We start from the raw sequence: 22,830 nt of genomic DNA, 5'->3' as shown, positions 1-22,830 counted from the left end.
GCGGGGCCCGCGGCTCCCCCGGGGACGACGGAGGGGCTCCGCGCGATGTCGCGTGGAGCCCCTTCCCGTAGGCCGTTCCCCCGTCGGTTCGTTGGTGCGCCGGCGCGCCGGTCCTTTCGGTCCCGTCGCTCCCGGCCGGTGGTCAGAGTCGGCGGAGGACCGCCACGACCTTGCCCAGGATGGTCGCGTTGTCGCCGTTGATCGGCTCGTACGCGGGGTTGTGCGGCATCAGCCAGATCCGGCCGTCCTCACGCTTGAGACGCTTGACGGTGGCCTCGCCGTCGATCATCGCGGCCACGATGTCGCCGTTCTCGGCGACCGGCTGGCGGCGGACCGTGACCCAGTCGCCGTCGCAGATGGCCGCCTCGATCATCGAGTCGCCGCGCACGGTCAGTGCGAACAGCTCGCCCTCGCCGACCAGCTGGCGCGGCAGCGGGAAGACGTCCTCGACCGTCTGCTCGGCCAGGATCGGCCCGCCGGCGGCGATCCGACCGACCAGCGGGACGTACGAGGTGGACGGTCGGCCGGCCGTCTCGGCGGTGTTCGGGCGGGCCACCTCCACGCCGCGGACCTCGTAGGCGCGCGGGCGGTGCGGGTCGCGCCGGAGGAATCCCTTGCGCTCCAGGGCCATCAGCTGGTGGGCGACCGAGGAGGTGCTGGACAGGCCGACGGCCTGACCGATCTCCCGCATCGACGGCGGGTAGCCCCGGCGCTGGACCGAGTCCCGGATGACCTCGATCACCCGGCGTTGGCGTTCGGTGAGTCCCGCCTCGTCGGTGCGGATCCCGGGAGGTCGGCCGGGCATCGAACGGGTCGGCGCCGGGTGGGCGTCGTCCAGCGCGGGGGAGTGTTCGACCGGCTGGTCCGGAACGCGGCCCACGCCGGAAAGGCCCGGGCCGGAGAGGCGGTGTTCTTCGCTACGGTCCATGCTGATGTCCACACTCTGCTGATTCGTGGTGCGCTGCCCCACCTTGAGCTGGGAGTGTTCCTGCACCGGGATGGTGTTGGTTTCGACGGTGTTCATGGCTGCCCCTCTCGACGGCTGTCCTCTCCCTTTTTCCAGCCCAACGCACCTCGTATCGAAAGGTTGCGCCAAACACACGTTCGAGTGAATTATTCGGGAGTTGGCTGACTCGATCAAGGCTTTGTTGTACATCGATTAAATGTTCGAGCCGAAGCCGGCTCAGGCAGTTTAGTCCGGGCCGACACGCCAGCGCCTCTGGATCCGCCTCAGACCTACATGTAGTGGCTACAGTCCTCTCCGTGACCCAGAACTTGTGGTTGAGACCTCAGGATCGGGTTGCCTCGGGTGCCCCGGGATCGCATAGACTCGACTCAGTCCGCACGTCCTGCCAAGGAGGGATCCTCAGGTGCACTGCCCCTTCTGCCGGCACTCCGACAGCCGTGTCGTCGACAGCCGGACCACCGAGGACGGCAGCTGTATCCGCCGCCGTAGGCAGTGCCCGGACTGCGGCCGCCGTTTCACCACGGTGGAGACCGCCGCCCTGATGGTCATCAAGCGCAGCGGTGTCACCGAGCCGTTCTCCCGGGAGAAGGTCATCTCCGGAGTCCGCAAGGCCTGCCAGGGCCGCCCGGTCACCGAGGACGCCCTCGCCCAGCTCGGCCAGCGGGTCGAGGAGTGCGTGCGCGCCACCGGCAACGCCGAACTCACCACCCATGACGTCGGGCTTGCCATACTCGGCCCGCTCAAGGAGCTCGACGTCGTCGCCTACCTGCGCTTCGCCAGCGTCTACCAGGCGTACGACGGGCTCGAAGACTTCGAGGCCGCCATCGCGGAACTCCGCGCCGAGCAGCCCGTCCCCGAGGCGGACGGCACCTGCGTGCCCGTCCCCGCCGCCGCGCCCTAGCGGCCCGGCCCCATCACCGGCCCCTTCCGGGGTCGGCAGCAACCCGACGGCCCCCTTGGGTCGACGTGTGCCCGAAAACGGCGCACAGAACATGACAAAACGTGCACGGCCAGTCGGGGGACCCGCCTGTCCGCGCATCGGAACAGCGAACCGGTCGTGCCCGGATTTTTCGGTGCACTCCGGGCGTTTGCCCAACCAGGAGGAGGAGCGAGAAGTGACAGACACCACGAGCGGTTCCGCACGAGGGTCGAAGTCCGACAGGACCGGGGCCAAGGGTGCCGGCAAGGCGCCCAAGGGCGGCCTTCGGATCGAGCGCATCCACACCACTCCTGGCGTGCACCCCTACGACGAGGTCCGCTGGGAGCGGCGCGACGTCGTCATGACCAACTGGCGCGACGGCTCGATCAACTTCGAGCAGCGCGACGTGGAGTTCCCCGACTCCTGGTCGGTCAACGCCGTGAACATCGTCACGTCCAAGTACTTCCGCGGCGCCGTCGGAACCCCGCAGCGCGAGTGGAGCCTCAAGCAGATCATCGACCGCGTGGTGCTCACCTACCGCGCCGCCGGTGAGAAGAACGGCTACTTCGCCGGCCCGGACGACGCCGAGGTCTTCGAGCACGAGCTGACGTACGCCCTCCTCCACCAGGTGTTCAGCTTCAACTCGCCGGTCTGGTTCAACGTCGGCACCAAGCAGCCCCAGCAGGTCTCCGCCTGCTTCATCCTGGCCGTCGACGACTCCATGGAGTCGATCCTCGACTGGTACAAGGAAGAGGGCATGATCTTCAAGGGCGGCTCCGGCGCCGGCCTCAACCTCTCCCGGATCCGGTCGTCCAAGGAACTGCTCTCCTCCGGCGGCAACGCCTCCGGCCCGGTCTCCTTCATGCGCGGCGCCGACGCCTCCGCCGGCACCATCAAGTCCGGCGGCGCCACCCGCCGCGCGGCCAAGATGGTCGTCCTCGACGTCGACCACCCGGACGTCGAGGCCTTCATCGAGACCAAGGTCAAGGAGGAGGAGAAGATCCGCGCCCTCCGCGACGCGGGCTTCGACATGGACCTCGGCGGGGACGACATCACCTCCGTCCAGTACCAGAACGCCAACAACTCCGTCCGGGTCAACGACGAATTCATGACCGCCGTCGAGAACGGCACCGAATTCGGCCTGCGCGCCCGGATGACCGGCGAGGTCATCGAGACCGTCGACGCGAAGAAGCTCTTCCGCAAGATGGCCGAGGCCGCCTGGGCCTGCGCCGACCCCGGCATCCAGTACGACTCCACCATCAACAGCTGGCACACCTGCCCGGAGTCCGGCCGGATCAACGCGTCCAACCCCTGCTCCGAGTACATGCACCTGGACAACTCCAGCTGCAACCTCGCCTCGCTGAACCTGATGAAGTTCCTCCGCGACGACGACTCCTTCGACGCCGAGCGCTTCGCCAAGGTCGTCGAGCTGGTCATCACCGCGATGGACATCTCCATCTGCTTCGCCGACTTCCCCACCGAGAAGATCGGCGAGACCACCCGCGCCTTCCGCCAGCTCGGCATCGGCTACGCCAACCTCGGCGCCCTGCTGATGGCCACCGGCCACGCGTACGACAGCGAGGGCGGTCGCGCCCTGGCCGGCGCCATCACCTCCCTGATGACCGGCACCGCCTACCGCCGCGGCGCCGAACTCGCCGGCGTCGTCGGCCCGTACGACGGCTACGCCCGCAACGCGGCCCCGCACCAGCGGGTCATGAAGCAGCACGCGGACGCCTCGCTGGCCGCCGTCTCCCGCGACGTCCTCGACGCCCCCGTCTGGGCCGCCGCGAACGAGGCCTGGCAGGACGTCCTCCGGATCGGCGCGCAGAACGGCTTCCGCAACGCCCAGGCCTCGGTGCTCGCCCCGACCGGCACCATCGGCCTGATGATGGACTGCGACACCACCGGCGTGGAGCCCGACCTCGCGCTGGTCAAGTTCAAGAAGCTGGTCGGCGGCGGCTCGATGCAGATCGTCAACGGCACCGTCCCGCGCGCCCTCAAGCGCCTCGGCTACCAGGCCGAGCGGATCGAGGCGATCGTCGCCCACATCTCCGAGCACGGCAACGTGGTCGGCGCGCCCGGCCTGAAGACCGAGCACTACGAGGTCTTCGACTGCGCCATGGGCGAGCGCGTGATCTCGGCCATGGGCCACGTGCGGATGATGGCGGCGATCCAGCCGTGGATCTCCGGTGCCATCTCCAAGACGGTCAACATGCCGGAGGCCGCGACGGTCGAGGAGATCGAGGAGATCTACTTCGAGGCGTGGAAGCTGGGCGTCAAGGCGCTCGCCATCTACCGCGACAACTGCAAGGTCGGCCAGCCGCTCTCGGCCAAGACGAAGTCCGGGGACCAGGTCAAGGCCGACCAGGCCCCGGCCGCCGCCGCGGTGGAGAGGGTCGTCGAGTACCGCCCGGTCCGCAAGCGCCTGCCCAAGGGCCGCCCGGGCATCACCACCTCCTTCACGGTCGGTGGCGCCGAGGGCTACATGACCGCCAACTCGTACCCGGACGACGGCCTCGGCGAGGTCTTCCTGAAGATGTCCAAGCAGGGCTCCACCCTCGCGGGCATGATGGACGCCTTCTCCATCGCCGTCTCGGTCGGCCTCCAGTACGGCGTGCCGCTGGAGACCTACGTCTCGAAGTTCACCAACATGCGCTTCGAGCCGGCCGGCCTGACCGACGACCCGGACGTGCGGATGGCGCAGTCGATCGTCGACTACATCTTCCGTCGCCTGGCGCTCGACTTCCTGCCGTTCGAGACCCGCTCGGCGCTCGGCATCCACTCCGTCGAGGAGCGTCAGCGCCACCTGGACACGGGCTCCTACGAGCCGCTGGAGGCCGAGGAGGAGCTGGACACCGAGTCGCTCGCCCAGTCCGCTCCGGTGCCTCCGGCCCCGGTGGCAAAGCCGGTCGCGGCCGTCGCCCCGGCCGCCAAGGCGAGCCCGGCGCAGGCCCACAACTCGACCGAGCTGATCGAGATCCAGCTGGGCCTCAACGCCGACGCGCCGCTCTGCTTCTCCTGCGGTACCAAGATGCGCCGCGCCGGCAGCTGCTACCTCTGCGAGGGCTGCGGCTCCACCAGCGGCTGCAGCTGACACCGGGCGGAGCCGCGTCGGACGCACCATCCGGCGTGACCGAACCCGAGGCGTGATCCTGTGAGGGAGGGGCGGCGGCCCCCGGGCCGCGCCCCCCCCCCACCCCCCGGGGGGGGCCGGGGAACCGGCACCCCCCGGGGGGGGGTGGGGCGGGAGGGGCGGGGGGGCGGGGGGTGGCGGGGGGCCCCCCCCCCCGGGGGTTTCCGGGGGGGGGGGGGCCCCCCCCCCGCGCCCCCCCCCCCCTCCCTCACGCGCGGTCGGTGCCCGTGAACCAGGCACCCGCCGGGCGTGGTTCGTCCGGTCGGAGCGGGGAGCCGGGGAGTGCCGACTCCCCGCCCCCGCCGGGCGGGTGGCACGCACCGCACCTGCTCAGAGGGCCTTCCCGGCTGCCGGAGCGGCCCGGGCCCGGGCCTGCTCGATCTCGTTGATATGGGCCTCCGTCCACTGCCGGAGCGCGGTGATCGGCTCCGCGAGGCTGCGGCCGAGCTCCGTCAGGTCGTATTCGACCCGGGGCGGCACGGTGGGGTACACGGTGCGGGCGACGAACCCGTCGGCTTCGAGGACGCGCAGGGTCTGCGTGAGCATCTTCTGCGACACGCCCTCGATGCGCCGACTCAGTTCGGTGTACCGCAGGGTGCCTTCGAGGAGGGCGTCCACGACCAGAACGGTCCACTTGCCGGAGATGTGATCGAGGACCTGACGGGTCGGGCACTTCGCGGAGTAGACGTCGGCGGGCAGCCCGGACGACTCCACAGTGGTCTTCATGCGGGGAGAGTAACGCACTAAATAGTGCCCTCTTCCCCGTGGAGAGCGACTCTCCAATAGTGAGTGACATGACGAGTCCCACGATGTCCGTCGCGGAAGCGATCCGCACCCGCCGCACCGTCCGCCACTACCGGCCCGACCCGATCCCGGAGGCGGCGCTCGACGCGCTTCTCGATCTCGCCGTCGAGGCCCCCACCAGCTGGAACCTGCAGGACCGGTCGATCGTCGCGGTGTCCGGGGGCGAGGGCCGCGCCGGGCTGGCCCGGGCCACGGGGGGCCAGCCCCAGCCGCAAGAGGCTCCGGTCGTCCTGGTCTTCGTCGCCGAGCCCCAGTCCTGGCGCGAGGACCACGGCGACGTCTACGAGCAGGCACGGCGCAGCGGAGCGTGGAGCGAGGAGTTCGCCGCGATGTTCTCCGCCGCGGCCCGGGTGTTCCAGGAGGATCTCGACCGGCGGGGGCTGCTCCGGGAGTACGCGGTCAAGGACGCCATGATCGCGGCGTCCTTCGTGATGCTCGCCGCCACGGAGCTGGGCCTGGCGACGTCGCCCATGAACGGCTGGGACGAGGCGAAGGTGAAGAAGGTGATCGGGATCGACGACCGTGACGACCTGGCCATCGCCCTGTTGGTGTCGGTCGGCTATCCGGCGGAGGAGCGGCGCCATCCGGGCCGGCGTGCCCGGGAGCGCACCGTCTTCCGCGAGGCGTACGGGGCCGACGGGGCGGGGAGCGCCGAACGCCGGGAGTAGGCCCCGCGCCGGGAGTGGTCCCATGCCGGGTGCAGGTCCTGCACCGGAGTGTTCGGGAGCCTCGCGGGTGAGGTCAGCGCTGAAGGCGGGGCGAGGACGTCGTGTCCTCGACCCGCCTCTTCGGTTCTCTTTGTCAACCAGGGTTGACGCCGGGCGAGTGTCAACCTAGGTTGACATCATGAGCGAGAGCGGAGAGCTCGCCGCTGCGGCGAGCAGCAGGGATCCGGCCGTGGGGTTGCGGGCGGTCCGTGCCCTGCGGGAGCTGGCGGACCGGCTGGAGGGACTCCAGGTGGGGAACGCGCGCGAGCGGGGGTGGTCCTGGCAGGAGATCGCGGTGTGTCTGGGGGTGACCAGGCAAGCGGTGCACAAGAAGTACGCGAAGCGCGGGACGGTCGACGTGAAGGACGGGGATTGAGCCATGTTCGAACGATTCACCGAAGAGGCCCGGCGGGTGGTCGGCCGGGCGGGGCAGGAGTCCGCGGAGCTCCGGCACGGCCACGTCGGCACGGAGCACTTGCTGCTGGCGGTCCTGACCGAGCCGGAGGACCCCGCGGCGCGCGTGCTGATCGAGGCCGGGCTGGATCACGAGGAGGCGCGGCGAGCCGTCCGGCGGCTCCTCGGGGAGGGGGACGACGCGCAGGCGCTGGCCTCGATCGGGGTGGACCTGGACGCCGTCCGGGAGGCGGTGGAGTCGGTGTTCGGGGCGGGCGCCCTGGACGCGCCGCCGGAGGACGGGTCGCGCCGGCGCGGGTGGTTCCGGTCGGACGGTCGGGCGGGGCGCAGGCCGTTCGGCGCGCGGGCGCGGAAGGCGATCGAGCTGTCGTTGCGCGAGTCGCTGCGGCTGAAGTCCGGTCACATCGCGGTGGGGCACCTGCTGCTCGGGGTGGTGCGGGAGGGCGAGGGGCTCGGGGCCCGGGTGATCGCCGCCCACGGGCTCGATCCGGTGGCCGTGCGGCGGGCGGTCGAAGTGGGGTTGGAGTGAGCGCGGAGTGACGGTGCGGTGAGCCAGGTGGACGGCTCGGGTGTGGCGCGGTGTGCGGAGCGTTCGTGGACGAGACGGACCGTCAACTTGTCGGTTGAGCACATCGTCTGAATGGATATGATCGGCCGACTGCGTGTACCGAATCACCCGCCCGGAGACGTTTCGCGACGTCGGCCGGGCGGTCGCGCATTCGCCCCTCCCCGCTGCCGAGGACACCGCACCGATGACAGATCGCACCAGCCCCGACGGTGGTCCGCGCCGACGGCCCGCCGCGCGTACCAAGGCCCTGATGGCGGCCGCCGCCCTGCTGGCGGCGGTGGCCGGACCGGTGGGGGTGCTGCGGGCGATGGACGCCGGGCAGCCGCAGACCGCCGCCGCCGTGTGCGCGGTCGCCGCACTGTGGCTGATCGCGGTCTGGCAGGCGGGAACCGCCACCGAGCGGGCCCGCCGACTGGGCGAGGAACTGGCCGGGCACGACGACGCGGCCACGGCGGCGCTCGTGGTCGCCGATGCGGCCAGGCAGGCCAGGACGGCCGCCCTGCAGCTGGCAGCGCTCCGGGAGACCGAGCGGGACGAGGCCCTCGCCGAGCAGGCGCGCGCCGAGGCGGACGCCGCCACCGCCCGGGAGGAACTCGCCCTCGCGCGGGCCGAGGCCGAGACGGAGCGGGCCGAGCGGGCGGCGCTGGACCGGCTGGCCGACGAGGTGCTCCCCGAGGTGGCGAAGCGGCTGCGGACCGGCACGTCCGTGGACGGCGCACTGGCCGCGCACCGCGACCACCCCCAGTACCCGCTGCTGCGCGCCGTCGCGGAGGAGATCGGCCGGGGCGAGCGGCTGCGGGCCGCCGCCCTGGCGGTCTGCGCGACCGCCGCCGGCCGGGTCCAGGCACTGGCCACGAGCATGCACGCGGAGCTGCGCGAGATGCAGCACCGGCACGACGAGGAGGTCCTCGGCGACCTGCTCCGGCTGGACCACTCCACCGCGCAGGCCGGCCGGATGGCGGACGGCATCGCGGTGCTCACCGGCGCCCGTTCGGGCCGCCGCTGGGCGAAGCCGATCGCGGTGGAGTCGGTGCTGCGCGGCGCGCTCGGCCGGATCGGCGCCTACCAGCGGGTCCGGCTGCACAACGCGAGCACGGCCGCCGTGGCCGGGTTCGCCGCCGAGGGCGTGATGCACGCGCTGGCCGAGCTGATGGACAACGCCACCACCTTCTCCGCCCCGCCGGCCGAGGTGCACGTCTACGTCGAGGAGGTCCCGGCCGGTCTGGCGATCACCGTCGAGGACAGCGGCCTGGGGCTCGGCGACAGCTGGCTGCGCCGGGCCGAGCGGGCCGTCTCGGCCGAGCCGCTCGACCTCGCCACGCTGTCTGCGGGGACCAGGATCGGCCTCGCGGTCGTCGGTGTGCTGGCCCGCAAGTACGGGTTGCAGATCTCCTTCCGGCCCTCGGCGCGCGGCGGTACCGGGGTGGTGATGCTGATCCCGCAGCAGCTGGTCACGCACGCCGCGCCGGAGCCCGCCCCGGCGCCCGTCGCATCCGAGCAGATCGTGCCGGCCGGCCCGCGCCCCGCGCTCACCCCCGCGCTCACCGCTCCCGCACCGGCCGTTCCCGCACTGGCCGCTCCCGCTCCCGTTCCCCAGACCCCGTCGGCCCGGGTGGCGGACCGGACTCCGGACCGGACTCCGGACCGGGCGCAGGCCCCGGAGTCGCGGTCGGTGCACGTCCCGGCGCCGGTCACCGACAGCGGCCTTCCGCAGCGCCGCCGCGGTCAGACGCTGACCTCGGCCGCCCCGCCGGCCGAGCCCGCCGAGCGGCCCGCCCGCACCGGCACGGCGACCGCCGCCGCCCGGTTCGGCGCGTTCCGCCGGGCCGCCCAGCAGGCCGCGGGCACCGACGTGCCGACCACGGACCCGACCCCGGACCCGACCACGTCCGACGCTTCCCCCGTCACCGAGAAGGACTCCTGATGAGCAGCGCCACCGACCGCGACCTCGACTGGCTGTTGGAAAACCTGCTGACCGCCACTCCCGGCACCCGGCACGCCCTGGTGCTCTCCGCCGACGGCCTCAAGCTCTGCCACACCTCCGGGCTGAACGCCGACCGGGCCGACCAGCTGGCCGCCATCGCCTCCGGGCTGCAGAGCCTGGCGCACGGCGCGTCCATCGAGTTCGGCGACGGCAGCGGCGGCGTGCGGCAGTCGATGACCGAGTTCCACGGCGGCATCCTCTGCATCGTGGCCGCCGGTGAGGGCGCTCACCTGGCGGTGGTCACCGACGAGGACGCGGACGTGGGCGTGGTCGGCCACAACATGCACGGCCTGATCGAGCAGATCGGCGCCCACCTCAGCGCCCCGGCCCGGGACGACGCCCGGCCGGACGGCGGGTCGGGGGACGTCGTGACCGGTGAGGGTGCCCGGGCATGAGCGAGCGCGGGGGGAGCACCGACGGGCGGCCGGCCCTGCCGGGCCGGGACGACGAACCGGACCGCCTGTACACCATCACCCGCGGTCGCAGCCGGGCCCCGGAGAACGCCTTCGACCTGGTCACCCTGATCGTCGCCGAGCGAGAGCCGGCGCCGGGCATGCAGTCGGAGCACGCGCGCATCCTGCGGATGTGCGGGGCGCCGACCGCCGTGGTGGAGGTCGCGGCCGAGCTGGCCCTCCCGGTCTCGGTGGTGAAGATCCTGCTCGGCGACCTGCTGGAGGCGGGGTCGATCACCGCCCGCCACCCCCGGTTCGCGCCGAACAAGGCCCGGCTGCCCGATCTCGACACGCTGAAGCAGGTGTTGCATGGACTCCAACGGCTCTGAAGCCCCGGACACCGCCACCACCCCGGACGGTGCCCCGTCCCCGTCCCCGGAGGCGGCCCCCGACACCCGGCCGGCCCGCCGGACCCCGCTGCGCCGCACCGCCGACAACGCGTTCAAGATCGTCGTGGTGGGTGGCTTCGGCGTGGGCAAGACCACGCTGGTCGGCTCGGTCAGCGAGATCCGCCCGCTGAACACCGAGGAGACCATGACCAAGGCGGGCGAGGGGATCGACGACCCCTCGGGCGCCTGGGGCAAGCGGTCCACCACGGTCGCGTTCGACTTCGGCCGGATCACGCTCTCCGCCAGCCAGGTGCTGTACCTGTTCGGCGCGCCGGGCCAGGAGCGGTTCTGGTTCCTCTGGGACCGGCTGTTCAGCGGCGCCCTCGGCGCGGTCGTCCTGGTGGACACCCGGCGGCTGGCCGACTCCTGGTACGCCATCGACCGGCTGGAGCACCACGGCACGCCGTTCATCGTCGCCCGCAACAACTTCGGCGAGCCGACCCACACCCTGGAGCAGGTCCGGGAGGCGCTCGACCTGCCGCCCGAGGTGCCGCTGGTGGACTGCGACGCCCGCGACCGGGAGTCCGGCAAGCGGGTGCTGATCGAGCTGGTCCGCCACCTGGCCGCCCGGGCCGAGGCCGAGGCGGCGGGCACCCTCGTCGCCGCCACCGCCACCGTCTATGAGGAGAGCACCCCGTGACCGAGCCCGCCGTCACCCCGCCGCCGGGCTGCCCCGCGCACGCCGGCGCCGCCACGCCGCTGTACGGGCCGCGCTTCCAGACCGACCCGGCCCAGCTCTACCGTGAGCTGCGGGCCGCGCACGGCCCGGTCGCCCCGGTCGAGCTGGCCGGCGGCGTTCCGGCCTGGTTGGTGATCGGGTACCGCGAACTGCAGCTGGTGACCGGTCAGCCGCAGCTGTTCGGCCGGGACTCCACCCGCTGGACCGGCTGGGCGGGCGTTCCGGCGGACTGGCCGCTCAAGCCGATGATGGCCCCGGTGCCGTCGATCCTGTACGCCGAGGGCGAGGAGCACGTCCGCCGCTCCCGCGCGGTCACGGACGCGCTGGCCGCCGTCGACCCGTACGAGCTGCGCAAGCACTGCGAGGAGCTCGCCGACCGGCTGATCGACGGGTTCGCCGGGCGCGGCGAGGCCGATCTGGTCGCCGAGTACGCGCACCGGCTGCCGCTGCTGGTGCTCTGCCGGGTGCTCGGGCTGAGCGAGGAGCAGGCGCCCGTCCTGATCGAGGGGGTGCTGGCCATGCTGGACGGAGGCCCGGACGCGCCGGCCGGCGCGCAGCGGCTGCTCGCCACCATGCTCGACCTGGTGGAGGAGAAGGCCGGGCACCCGGGCGACGACGTCGCCTCGCGGATGCTGGCGCACCCGGCGGGCCTGGACCACGAGGAGGTCATGCGGGACCTGCGGGTGCTGTTGATCGCCGGCCACCAGCCCACCTCGTACTGGATCTCCAACGCGATGCGGCTGATGCTGACCGACGAGCGGTTCGCCGCCTCCCTCTCCGGCGGCCGGCGCAGCATCAGCCAGGCGCTGAACGAGGCGCTCTGGGAGGACAGTCCGACGCAGATCTTCGCCGGGCGCTGGGCGACCCGGGACACCCGGCTCGGCGGGCAGCGGATCGCCGCCGGGGACATGCTGCTGCTGGGCTTCGCGGGGGCCAACGCGGACCCGTCGGTGCGGCAGGCCGACGGCCGTCCGGCCGAGGGCAACCGGGCGTACCTGAGCTACTCGTACGGCGAGCACGGCTGCCCGTTCCCGGCGCAGGAGGCGGCGGAGGTGATCGCGACGACGGCGGTCGAGGTCCTGCTGGACCGGCTGCCGGACCTGCGGCTGGCGGTGGCCGAGCACGCGCTGGTGTGGCGCCCGTCGGCGTGGGTGCGCGGGCTGGTGGCCCTCCCGGTGTCGTACACCCCGGGGTACGCGGGCTGAGGCCCGCCGTCGTGAGCAGGACCAGGACCGAAGGAGAGTTGTCACCGATGACCGCAGCCCCCGCCCCGATCGTCCCCGCCCCGATCGTCCTCGACCCGCTGGCGCGCGACAACGCCGCCGAGGGCGCGTTGCTGCGGGCCGCCGGCCCGGCGGTTCCGGTGGTGCTGCCCGGTGGCGTCGCCGCCTGGGCGGTCACCCGGCACGCGGCCGCCCGTGACCTGCTGACCGACGCCCGGCTGGTCAAGGACGCCCGGCACTGGGCGGCTCTCCAGCGCGGCGAGGTGCCGAAGACCTGGCCGCTGATCGGTCTGGCCGTGCCCGGTCCGAGCATGGTGACCACCGACGGTGCCGAGCACCGGCGGCTGCGTGTGCTGGTGGCGCAGGCGTTCACGCCGCGTCGGGTGGAGCTGATGCGCCCGCAGGTCGAGGCGATCACCCGGGGCCTGCTGGACACGCTGGCGGCGGGGGACCCCGTGGTGGACCTCAAGTCGGCGTTCGCCTTCCCGCTCCCGATGACGGTGATCTGCTCGCTGCTGGGTGTGCCCGAGTCCGACCACGCCCACCTGCGGGACCTGTACGAGCGGTTCTTCGGTGCCCGGCCCGACCCGGGGGGCATCCAGGCGACCGTCGCGAGCCTCAACGCCTTCGTCAACGACCTGGTGGCGCGGCGCCGTTCGGCGCCCGGCGACGACCTGGCCAGCGCGCTTCTGCTGGCGGACACCGAGGGCGGGGCGCTGACCGACACGGAGGCGGCGGCCACCCTGCGGGTGATCATCGCGGCCGGCCACGAGACCACGGTCAACCTCATCGGCAACGCGGTCCGGGCGCTGCTGGCGCACCCGGACCAGCTGGAGCTGGTGCGGGCGGGGCAGGTCGGGTGGGACGCGGTGGTGGAGGAGTCGCTCCGCTGGACGCCGCCGACCAGCAACTTCCTGTTCCGTTTCGCCGCCGAGGACGTTCCGGTGGGCGACGCGGTGATCCCCCAGGGGGACCCGGTGCTGATCTCGTACAACGCGATCGGCCGGGACCCGCTCCAGCACGGGGCGACGGCGGAGCTGTTCGACGTCACCCGGGACCCGATCCGGCACCTGTCCTTCGGCCACGGCCCGCACGTGTGCCCGGGTTCGCCGCTGGCCCGGCTGGAGGCGGGGATCGCGCTTCCGGCGCTGTTCGAGCGGTTCCCGGGGCTGGCGCCGGCGGTGCCGGACGAGGAGCTGCGGCCCAGCGGCTCGCTGGTGGTGAACGCACTCAAGGAGCTTCCGGTCAGGCTGTTCTGACGTGTCGTCGGGTGCGGGACGGCCGGGCGCGCGGACGGCGTGGCAGGGTCACAACTGGGGCACGTGGTGGTGAAGACGGTACGCGCACCTTGGCGGCACGTGGCGGCTGCGTTAACGTCATCAGATCGGCCGTCCGCCGCGTCCATGCCGAAACCGATCTCCGGTACAGCGCAATGTCGTTCTGTCGTTTTGCCGAGCGTTTCACGCCCTGGCGAGGAGGACCGCATTGACCCCCACCCCGACCGTGCCGTCCACGCGTGCCCGCCGCCGTCTGCTCGCCCTGCCGGCGCTGCTGGCCGCGGTGGCGCTGACCGCGGCCTGTTCCAACAGCTCCGGTGGTTCGGACGGCGATGCCGACGGCGGGGCCAAGACCCTGTCCGGTGACTGTGCCAAGTACCAGCCGTACGCCGGACACTCGGGCAAGACCGTGACGGTCTTCGCGTCGATCCTCAGCCCCGAGTCGGACAACCTGGAGAAGTCCTGGGCGGAGTTCGGCTCCTGTACCGGCATCCGGATCAGCTACGAGGGCACCAACGACTTCGAGTCGCAGCTGCCCGTCCGGGTGAGCGGCGGCAACGCCCCGGACTTCGCGATCATCCCGCAGCCCGGCCTGCTGGCGCAGATGGTCAAGAGCGGCAAGGTGGCCAAGCCGCCGCAGCAGACCGTGGAGAACCAGGCGAAGTGGAGCCCGGTCTGGAAGACCTACGGCTCGGTCAACGGCACCTTCTACGCCGCGCCGATGAGCGCCAACATGAAGTCCCTGGTCTGGTACTCGCCGAAGTCGTTCAAACAGGCCGGCTACGAGGTCCCGAAGACCTGGGCCGACCTGATGGCGCTCAGCGACCGGATCGCCAAGGCCGGCGGCGGCAAGCCGTGGTGCGGCGGCATCGGCTCCGGGACGGCGACCGGCTGGCCCGCCACGGACTGGCTGGAGGAGGTGGTGCTCGGCTCGTACGGCGGCGAGGTGTACGACCAGTGGGTCAGCCACCAGGTGAAGTTCTCCGACCCGAAGATCGCCGCGGCCATGAAGACCGTCGCCGACTGGATGCAGAACCCGGCCTGGGTCAACGGTGGGTACGGTGACGTGAAGTCGATCGCGACCACCACCTTCCAGGACGCGGGCGCGCCGATCCTGACCGGCAAGTGCTTCCTGCTCCAGCAGGCCTCGTTCTACAAGGCGCAGTGGCCCAAGGAGGCGACGATCGGTCCGGACGGTGACATCTTCGCCTTCCGGCTGCCGGCGGTGAACCCCTCGGTGCCCAACCCGGTCGAGGGCGGCGGGGAGTTCCTCACCGCGTTCGCGAGCCGGCCCGAGGTGCAGGCGGTGCAGAACTACCTGTCCAGCGCGGAGTGGGCGAGCAGCCGGGTGAGGACGGCCACCGGCTGGGTCTCCGCCAACCAGGGCGTGGACAAGGGCCTGTACACCGACCCGATCGACCGGCTCTCCGCCGACGCGCTGACCGACCCGGCGGCGACCTTCCGCTTCGACGGCTCGGACCTGATGCCGGCCGCGGTCGGCGCCGGGCAGGAGTGGAAGTCGCTCACCGCCTGGTTCGCCGAGGGCCAGTCGATCCAGAAGACCGCCGCCGACATCGACGCCGCCTGGCCGCAGTAGCCGCCGCCCGGGCCGCGGTGCCGCCGTCCGGCGGCGGGCCGCGGTCCGGGCGCTGTCGGAGGACCGCCCGTCGAGGGCGGTGCGGGGCCACCCAACCGCACCGCCCGTCCTCCGCCCTCCCCTCCTCCGGTCTCCGGTCTCCGGTCCTCGGGTCGCCGACCCTCCCGCCTCCCGGACTTCCGTCCCGGCCCGTCGTTTCCTCCCTTTCGCCGACCGCAAGGAAAGGACGCCCAGCCATGTCCCTCCCCGCCTCCGCACTCGCCGACGGCGCCTGGGGCGACGCGGTGGTCAAGTTCGGCAACGGCTTCGGCGCGATCGCCGGCTTCCTCGGCATCCTGTTGCTGGTCTTCCTGGTCGCCGGCCGCGCCTCCGGCCGTCTCGCCCGCCCGCTGGCGGTCGCCGTCTTCCTCGGTCCGGCGGTGGTGCTGCTGCTGGTGGGCCTGGTCGCGCCACTGGTCCGCACCGTCTGGCTGAGCCTCCACAACGACGACAGCAGCCGGTTCGTCGGTGGCGAGAACTTCGGCTGGGCGTTCACCACGGACTCGCTGCACGAGGTGCTGGTGAACACGCTGCTCTGGCTGGTGATCGCACCGCTGGCGGCCACCGGGCTCGGTCTGGTGCTGGCACTGCTGGTGGACCGGATGCGCGGCCAGGCGGTGTACAAGTCGCTGATCTTCATGCCGATGGCGATCTCCCTGGTCGGCGCGTCGATCATCTTCAAGTTCGTCTACGAGTCCCGGGACGCCTCACAGCGGCAGATCGGCCTGTTGAGCCAGGTCGCCGTCGCGCTGGGCTGGGAGCACCCGCCGAACTGGATGCTCGCCCAGCCGCTCAACACCTTCCTGCTGATGGCGGTGATGGTCTGGGTGCAGACGGGCTTCGCGATGGTGGTGCTGTCGGCGGCGATCAAGGCGATCCCGGACGAGGTCACCGAAGCGGCCCGGCTGGACGGCGCGGGCGGGATGCGGCTGTTCTGGTACGTCACGGTGCCGATGATCCGCACGACGGTGGTGGTGGTGCTCACCACCGTGATGATCACCACGCTCAAGGCCTTCGACATCGTCCGCACCATGACCGGCGGCAACTTCGGCACCCAGGTGCTGGCCAACGAGATGTACTCGCAGTCCTTCGTGCAGTTCAACACCGGGCGGGGCAGCGCGCTCGCGGTGGTCCTCTTCCTCGCGGTGCTCCCCCTGGTGGCCTACAACATCGTCCAGCTGCGGAAGGAGCGTGGGGTGCGATGAGCGCACGGCGTGACGGCGGTCCCGTCCGGAAGGCCTTCTCCACCCCGGCGGCCTCGGTGTTCGTGATCGTGGTGACGGTGCTCTGGACCGTTCCCACGCTGGGCCTGCTGGCCACCTCGCTGCGGCCCAAGAAGGACGTCACCGCCGACGGCTGGTGGAACGTCTTCGTCCACCCGGACCTCGGCCTGGACAACTACCACACGGTGCTGTTCGAGGGCGGCTCCGGCGTCTCGACCGGTCTGATGCCGTTCCTGGTGAACTCGCTGGCGATCAGCGTCCCGGCCACCCTGTTCCCGCTGGCGCTGGCGGCGATGGCCGCGTACGCGCTGGCCTGGGTGCGGTTCCGGGGCAGCGACACGGTGTTCTTCGTGGTCTTCGCGCTCCAGGTGGTGCCGCTCCAGATGGCGCTGATCCCGCTGCTCCAACTGTTCTCCGGGGGCGCCCACCTGGGCTCGGTGACGCTGGTCCCGGCGCTGGACCTCGGCGGCACGTACGCGCCGGTCTGGCTGGCGCACACGATGTTCGCGCTGCCGCTGGCGATCTTCCTGCTGCACAACTTCATCGCCCAGCTGCCGCGCGACCTGATGGAGGCGGCGGTGGTGGACGGCGCCTCGCACTTCAAGATCTTCCGCTCGATCGTGCTGCCGCTCTGCACCCCGGCGCTGGCCTCGTTCGCGATCTTCCAGTTCCTCTGGGTCTGGAACGACCTGCTGGTCGCGCTGACCTTCGCCGGCGGTACGCCCGACGTGGCGCCGATGACGGTCCGGCTGGCGCAGTTGTCCGGATCGTTCGGGGGGCGCTGGGAGCTGCTGACCGCCGGGGCGTTCCTGTCCATCGTGATCCCGCTGGCGGTGTTCTTCGCCCTCCAGCGGTACTTCGTCCGCGGCCTGCTGGCCGGATCGGTCAAGGGATAGCCGGGTCGCCCCCCGGAGGCGTTTCGATTCACGCCGAACGTGTCGGTCTCGTGGACACGGTCGGCACGGAACCGGTACACCGTTAAAGGCAGTTGGCCGAGGTGACACAGGGGGCGGTCATGGCAGACGCAGGCATACGCTCGGGCCGGCGGTGGCGGCGGTGGCGGCGGTGGCGGCCGTGGGGGCGGAGGGCCGGGGGGCTGCCGGCGGCCCTGGCCGTGGCGGCGGCGCTGGTCTCCGGACCGGGGGCCGCACCGGCCGCGGCCGATCCCGCGGCGGCCGTGACGCTCACGCTCGGCACCACCGAGGCCGGTACGGCCACGGACTCCGCCGACTCCGGCTACCTCAACGCCTCGCGCTACGTGACCGGTTCGGCCGGTGGCACGGTCACCGGCCTGTCGGTGTTCGTGGACGCGGTGGACGCGGCGCCCAACAACCGCTACCAGGTGGCGATCTACCGGGACAACGGCGGCAGCCCGGGCAGCCTGCTGGTGAGCAGCGCCACCGGGACCCTCGCGGCCCACGGCTGGAACAGCGTCCCGCTGACGGCGACCCTGGCCGCCAACACGCCGTACTGGCTGGCCTACAACACCAACGGGACCAACGCGGCGGTCAACAACCTCCGGTACAGCCCCGGCGGCACCAGCGTGTACGGCAACGGCGGCCAGCCGTTCGGCAGCTGGCCGTCCGACGTCGGCCCGGTCACCTCCGGCGGCCTGAGCTTCTCGATCCACGCGACCTACACCGCCGACCCGGAACCGCCGACCACACCGCCGGGCCCGGGTCCGGGCGGGGAGGGCCCGATCCTGCTGGTCACCAGCCAGGCCAACCCGTACACCCGGTACCTGGCCGAGATCCTCAAGGCGGAGGGCCTCAACGCCTACCACCAGGTGGACATCTCCGCCGTCACCGGCCAGCTCCTCGCCGCCGCCGACGTGGTGCTGCTCGGCGAGATGCCGCTCACCGCCGCGCAGGCGGACCTGTTCACCACCTGGACCGGCGGCGGCGGGCGGCTGGTCGCCATGCGCCCGGACCGGCAGCTCGCGCCGTTGTTCGGCCTCACCCCGGTCACCGGAACCCGCTCCGACGCCTACCTGAAGGTGAACACCGGCGCCTCGCCCGGCACCGGGATCACCGGCGACACCATGGGCTACCACGGCGCCGCCGACCTCTACACCCTGAGCGGCGCCACCGCCGTCGCCACCCTCTACAGCGACGCCGCCACCGCCACGGCCAACCCGGCGGTCACCCTTCACACCGCCGGCAGCGGCCGGGCCGCCGCGTTCAGCTACGACCTGGCCAGGTCGGTGGTGCAGACCCGCCAGGGCAACGTCGCCTGGGCCGGGCGGCAGCGCGACGGAGTCGACGGCTACGAGGCCAGCGAGATGTTCTTCGGCACCGACGGCGGGCCCGACTGGAACGACCTGGACAAGGCGTTGATCCCGATCGCCGACGAGCAGCAGCGGCTGCTCGCCAACCTGCTCACCCGGCTGGGGTCCACGGCCAAACCGCTGCCCCGGTTCTGGTACTTCCCACGGGACGTCAAGGCCGTCGTGGTGATGACCGGCGACGACCACGGGGTCGGCGGCACGGCCGGCCGCTGGGACGGCTACCTCGCGCAGAGCCCGCCGGGCTGCTCGGTGGCCAACTGGGAGTGCATCCGCGGCTCCTCGTACATCTACACCGACGACCCGCTCACCCCGGCCCGGGCCAAGGCCTACAGCGACCAGGGCTTCGAGGTCGGCGTGCACGTCACCACCGACTGCCGACCCTGGGGCTCCGCCGCCGCCCTGCAGGGCTTCTACCGGGACCAGTTGGCCGGGTGGCGGGCCAAGTACCCGACACTGCCGTCCCCTTCGAGCAGCCGCACGCACTGCGTCGAGTGGGACGACTGGGCCACCCAGGCGAAGACCAAGCTGGCCAACGGGATCCGGCTGGACACCGACTACTACTTCTACCCGTCCGCCTTCACCAAGGACCGGCCCGGCTACTTCAACGGCACCGCGCAGATCATGCGGTTCGCCGACACCGACGGCAGCGTGATCGACGAGTACCAGGCCACCACCCAGCTCACCGACGAGTCCGGCCAGTCCTACCCGGGCACCGTCGCCACGCTGCTCGACGCCGCCTACGGCGCCAAGGGCTACTACGCGGCGCTGACCGCCAACATCCACACCGACTTCGCCGCCTCCGCCGCCTCCGACACGATCGTCGCCGCCGCCAAGGCACGCGGTGTCCCGGTGGTCTCCGGCCGGCAGATGCTCACCTGGCTGGACGGCCGCAACGGTTCGGCCTTCTCCCGGCTGGCCTGGAACGGGAGCGCGCTCACCTTCGACATCACCGGAGGAGCCACCGGGCTGCGGGCGATGCTGCCGGTCGACGCCGCCGCCGGGACGCTGACCGGCCTCAGCTCGGGCGGCCGGAGCCTCCCGTACCGGATCGAGACGGTCAAGGGCGTGCCGTACGCGTTCTTCGACGGCGCGGTGGGCTCGTACACCGCGACCTACGGTCGCGACACCACCCCGCCCGCGGTCACCGGCACCGCGCCGGCCGGCGGGGCCACCGGCGTGGCGCCCGGGGCGGCGGTCCGGTTCTCGTTCGGCGAGCCGCTGGACCCGGCGAGCGTGACCGCCTCCACCGCGACCCTGCGCACCAGCGCGGGCGGCGCCACCGTGGCGGGCACGGTGGCCTACGACGCGGCGGCCAACGGCGTCGTCCTCACCCCGGGTGCCCCGCTCGCCCTCACCACCGGGTACACCGCGACCGTCCAGGGCGTGCGGGACAGCTCGGGCAACGTCCTGGCCGGTCCGTACGCCGTCTCGTTCACCACCGGGGGAGCGGAGCCGCGGACGATCGGCAACACCGCGGTGGGCTCGCTGATCGACGACACCGACTCCAACCACCTGAACGGCAACAGGGTGACGACCGGCGCCGCCCCGGTGGCGCTGACCTCGATGAGCGTGCACGTCGGACCGGTCAGCGCGGCGCCCGACAACCGCTTCCAGCTGGCCGTCTACACGGACGTGGGCGGTTCGCCGGGCGCCCTGGTCGCCGCGACCGGGAGCGGCACGCTCACCGCCAACGCGTGGAACTCGCTGGCGGTGGACATCACGCTGAGCGCGGGCACGTCCTACTGGTTCGTCTACAACAGCAACGGGACGGGCGCCACGGTGAACAACATGAACTACTCGACCGGCGCCGGCGGGCAGGGCGCGTACAGCAACACGGTCGTGCCGTTCGGGACGTGGCCGGTGAACTTCGGGCCGGCGGTGAAGGACGCCTTCCAGTACTCGCTGTACGGGACGTACTGAGGAGATCCGCCGAGGGGCGCCGAAGGGACGCGCTGAAGGAACGCGCTGAAGGAACGCGCTGAAGGAACGCGCTGAAGGAACGCGCTGAAGGGGCGTGCTGAAGGGGCGTGCTGAGGGGTGCCGAGGGGCTTGCGCGGAGGGGCTCCGCGAAGTCGGACCCGGCTCTGTCACAGGCGTGCGACAGAGCCGGGTCCGGTGTTTTTGAACTTGTTCAGAATGGTCTACAGTCGGCTTCGGCCGCGGCTCCTGACGCCTTCACCGGTGTGGTTCCGCGCGCCCGTCGGCGCCGCACGCCCCGTGCTGCCGCGTCGCTCGGCGGACCGCCCCGAGGGCGGCTTCCGCGTGCCCGCCCGCCCGACCACTGAGGGGGAACCCATGTCCGGACCCACCACGCCCGCCCCGGACGGAGCACCGTCCGGGGCGGGCTCAGGACCCGCAGCCGGCGCCGGCCCCGAGGCAGTCCCGGGCGCCGGTACGGGCGGCCGTACCGGCGCGGACGTGCCCCCGGGCGCGGTCGGCGCAGCCCCGCGCGCCGCCGGTGCGTGGGGTGCGGGCCCGGTCGCCGCGGCCGCGTACGGCCCCTACCGGGCGCCCGGCGCGCCGGTGCCGCAGCCGTTCCAGTGGCTGCGGCTCAGCGACCCCGAGCGGAAGTCGCCGGCCACCGGGCGGGCCCTGCTCGCGGCGCTGCTGACCGGCCTGCTGGCGTCCTGGTTGCTGATCGACGGGCTCGGCGTCAACCTGCTCCTCTGCGCCGCGCTCGCCACCGCGGGTGCCGGGCTCGCCGCCCGCGCGGCAGGGCGGCGGGTGCGCGGCTGGACCGTCCTGTGGAGTGCCCTCGCGGTCGCCCTGCTCGCCGTCCCGGCGCTGTACGAGGCCGGCTGGCCGGTCCTGCTGTCCACCGTCTGGGCCCTGGGCCTGGCCTCGCTCGCGCTGCACGGGGGGCGCCGCTGGGCCGGTGTCCTGCTCGCGCTGCCCGGCGTGCTGTGGAACCTCGTGCCCGGCCTGCGCTGGGCCCGGAGCGGGCTGCGCGGCGGCAGGGTGCCCGGCCGGAGCCGGGTGGTGCCGGTGGTCAAGGGAGTGCTGGTGGCCGCCGTCCTGCTGGCCGTCTTCGGCGCGCTCTTCGCCGGCGCCGACGCGGCCATGGCGGACATGTTCGAGAGCCTCACCCCCAGCGTGGACCTCGGCGAACTCCCGGTCCGCTTCGTGCTCTTCACGATCGGCCTGGTGACCGCGCTGGGCTTCGCCCACATCGCGGCGGGCCCGCGGCGCTGGGACCGCACGCCGGTCCCGCCGGGCCGGGCCCGCGGCCGGCTGGAGTGGGCCCTGCCGCTGGGCGCGCTCAACCTGATGTTCGGCGCCTTCGCGGTGGTCCAGGCCGTGGTGGTGCTCGGCGGCCGGGACTCGATCATGGAGAACACCGGGATGAGCCGCTCCGAGTACGCCCGCCAGGGCTTCTGGCAGCTGCTGGTGGTCACCGTGCTCACCCTGGTCGTGGTCGCCCTCGCCAAGCGCTGGGCGCCGCGCGGCACCGAGGCCGACCGCCGGCTGGCGCGGCTGCTGCTCGGCACGCTCTGCCTGCTCACCCTGACCGTGGTGGCCTCCGCGCTCGGACGGATGTGGTTCTACGTGGACGCCTCCGGGCTGACCGCGCTCCGGCTCTGGGTCCTGGTGGTCGAGGTCTGGCTGGGCGTCGTCTTCCTACTGCTCATCGCGGCGGGCCTGACCCGCTCGACGGCCTGGCTGCCGCGCGCCGCCGTGCTCAGTGCGGCGACGGCCGCCGCGCTGTACGGGCTGATGGGGCCGGACGCGGTCGTCGCGGAGCAGAACGTGGCCCGCTTCGAGCGGACCGGGCAGATCGACCTGCGCAACGTCCGGAGCCTCTCGCTCGACGCGGTTCCGGCCCTGGACCGGCTGCCGGGCGACCACCGGACCTGCGCGCTGGACGTCCTCGCGACCGGGCTCGCGGACGACACGCCCTGGTACGCCACCAGCCTGGCCGAGTCCCGGGCCCGGCGGATCCTCGCCGCCCGTCCGCCGGTGGACCGTTCGGCCGAGGACGACGGGGCGTGCGCGCGGCTGGGACTGTACGGCGGCGACTACCGCGGCGAGCGCTGAGCCCCGGGCTCGGCGCGGGGCGTTCGGCGGGGTGCCTCGCGGGGCCGCTCGGCGGGGTCGGGCAGGAACCGGCGGGGAGAAGGCGTGCGGGCCGGCCGGGAGCGAACTGCTCCCGGCCGGCCCGTCATCTCCG

General features: G+C 72.7%; 18 protein-coding genes. 16 read left to right on the top strand and 2 right to left on the bottom strand.

Features of this window, described 5'->3' with window-relative positions; all coding sequences use genetic code 11:
• Window positions 1-142: 142 nt before the first annotated feature.
• On the bottom strand, window positions 143-805 hold the full coding sequence (gene lexA, locus ACFWIC_RS26395) for a transcriptional repressor LexA (RefSeq protein WP_224281048.1): 663 nt from the start codon (window positions 803-805) through the stop codon (window positions 143-145).
• Window positions 806-1,370: 565 nt separating this feature from the next.
• Between lexA and nrdR the strand changes: the two genes are divergently transcribed.
• Together nrdR and ACFWIC_RS26385 are read left to right on the top strand one after the other, a co-directional pair.
• Window positions 1,371-1,868: a transcriptional regulator NrdR gene (nrdR, locus tag ACFWIC_RS26390; protein WP_329882581.1), complete on the top strand. Its 498-nt coding sequence runs from the start codon at window positions 1,371-1,373 to the stop codon at window positions 1,866-1,868.
• Window positions 1,869-2,082: 214 nt separating this feature from the next.
• Window positions 2,083-4,980, top strand: coding sequence for a vitamin B12-dependent ribonucleotide reductase (locus ACFWIC_RS26385; protein WP_329949996.1), 2,898 nt, complete (start codon window positions 2,083-2,085; stop codon window positions 4,978-4,980).
• Window positions 4,981-5,349: 369 nt separating this feature from the next.
• Here ACFWIC_RS26385 and ACFWIC_RS26380 read toward each other — a convergent pair whose 3' ends face one another.
• Window positions 5,350-5,745 carry a winged helix-turn-helix transcriptional regulator gene (locus ACFWIC_RS26380; protein ID WP_380363553.1) on the bottom strand — a complete coding sequence of 132 codons (396 nt, stop codon included), beginning with the start codon at window positions 5,743-5,745 and terminating at the stop codon, window positions 5,350-5,352.
• Window positions 5,746-5,813: 68 nt separating this feature from the next.
• Between ACFWIC_RS26380 and ACFWIC_RS26375 the strand changes: the two genes are divergently transcribed.
• The 14 genes from ACFWIC_RS26375 to ACFWIC_RS26310 all read left to right on the top strand — a co-directional run bounded on the left by ACFWIC_RS26375 (window position 5,814) and on the right by ACFWIC_RS26310 (window position 22,697).
• Window positions 5,814-6,491, top strand: a complete 678-nt coding sequence (locus ACFWIC_RS26375; RefSeq protein WP_329882584.1) for a nitroreductase family protein — start codon at window positions 5,814-5,816, stop codon at window positions 6,489-6,491.
• A 178-nt stretch (window positions 6,492-6,669) separates the two neighbouring features.
• Window positions 6,670-6,906: an RNA polymerase subunit sigma-70 gene (locus tag ACFWIC_RS26370; RefSeq protein ID WP_329882585.1), complete on the top strand. Its 237-nt coding sequence runs from the start codon at window positions 6,670-6,672 to the stop codon at window positions 6,904-6,906.
• Window positions 6,907-6,909: 3 nt separating this feature from the next.
• Window positions 6,910-7,473 carry a Clp protease N-terminal domain-containing protein gene (locus tag ACFWIC_RS26365; protein ID WP_380520161.1) on the top strand — a complete coding sequence of 188 codons (564 nt, stop codon included), beginning with the start codon at window positions 6,910-6,912 and terminating at the stop codon, window positions 7,471-7,473.
• 223 nt (window positions 7,474-7,696) lie between these two features.
• Entirely contained in the window at window positions 7,697-9,436 is a 1,740-nt protein-coding gene (locus tag ACFWIC_RS26360) for an ATP-binding protein (RefSeq protein ID WP_380520160.1), read from the top strand.
• Window positions 9,436-9,891, top strand: a complete 456-nt coding sequence (locus ACFWIC_RS26355) for a roadblock/LC7 domain-containing protein (RefSeq protein ID WP_329882588.1) — start codon at window positions 9,436-9,438, stop codon at window positions 9,889-9,891. Before ACFWIC_RS26360 ends, ACFWIC_RS26355 begins: the two co-directional genes overlap by 1 nt.
• Entirely contained in the window at window positions 9,888-10,277 is a 390-nt protein-coding gene (locus ACFWIC_RS26350) for a DUF742 domain-containing protein (protein WP_329882589.1), read from the top strand. The genes ACFWIC_RS26355 and ACFWIC_RS26350 overlap by 4 nt, the downstream gene beginning before the upstream one ends.
• Window positions 10,258-10,977, top strand: coding sequence for an ATP/GTP-binding protein (locus ACFWIC_RS26345; RefSeq protein ID WP_380520159.1), 720 nt, complete (start codon window positions 10,258-10,260; stop codon window positions 10,975-10,977). The genes ACFWIC_RS26350 and ACFWIC_RS26345 overlap by 20 nt, the downstream gene beginning before the upstream one ends.
• The gene (locus tag ACFWIC_RS26340; protein ID WP_329882591.1) at window positions 10,974-12,221 is read left to right on the top strand and encodes a cytochrome P450; all 1,248 of its coding nucleotides are present in this window, start codon (window positions 10,974-10,976) and stop codon (window positions 12,219-12,221) included. The genes ACFWIC_RS26345 and ACFWIC_RS26340 overlap by 4 nt, the downstream gene beginning before the upstream one ends.
• A 47-nt stretch (window positions 12,222-12,268) precedes the next feature.
• The gene (locus ACFWIC_RS26335; RefSeq protein WP_380520158.1) at window positions 12,269-13,498 is read left to right on the top strand and encodes a cytochrome P450; all 1,230 of its coding nucleotides are present in this window, start codon (window positions 12,269-12,271) and stop codon (window positions 13,496-13,498) included.
• Window positions 13,499-13,724: 226 nt separating this feature from the next.
• A complete protein-coding gene (locus ACFWIC_RS26330; RefSeq protein ID WP_380363564.1) occupies window positions 13,725-15,113 on the top strand; it encodes an ABC transporter substrate-binding protein in 1,389 nt (462 codons plus the stop codon).
• A 236-nt stretch (window positions 15,114-15,349) separates the two neighbouring features.
• Window positions 15,350-16,357, top strand: coding sequence for a sugar ABC transporter permease (locus ACFWIC_RS26325; protein ID WP_329882594.1), 1,008 nt, complete (start codon window positions 15,350-15,352; stop codon window positions 16,355-16,357).
• Window positions 16,354-17,271 carry a carbohydrate ABC transporter permease gene (locus ACFWIC_RS26320; protein WP_329950002.1) on the top strand — a complete coding sequence of 306 codons (918 nt, stop codon included), beginning with the start codon at window positions 16,354-16,356 and terminating at the stop codon, window positions 17,269-17,271. The genes ACFWIC_RS26325 and ACFWIC_RS26320 overlap by 4 nt, the downstream gene beginning before the upstream one ends.
• A 119-nt stretch (window positions 17,272-17,390) precedes the next feature.
• On the top strand, window positions 17,391-20,582 hold the full coding sequence (locus tag ACFWIC_RS26315; protein WP_380520157.1) for an Ig-like domain-containing protein: 3,192 nt from the start codon (window positions 17,391-17,393) through the stop codon (window positions 20,580-20,582).
• A 375-nt stretch (window positions 20,583-20,957) separates the two neighbouring features.
• Entirely contained in the window at window positions 20,958-22,697 is a 1,740-nt protein-coding gene (locus tag ACFWIC_RS26310) for a DUF4153 domain-containing protein (RefSeq protein WP_380520156.1), read from the top strand.
• The last annotated feature ends 133 nt before the right edge of the window (window positions 22,698-22,830 follow it).

The organism is Kitasatospora sp. NPDC127035, from assembly GCF_042726075.1.
GTDB lineage: Bacteria > Actinomycetota > Actinomycetes > Streptomycetales > Streptomycetaceae > Kitasatospora.
Note: the sequence above shows the minus strand (reverse complement) of the source record. Positions and strands in the feature narration are given on the sequence as shown.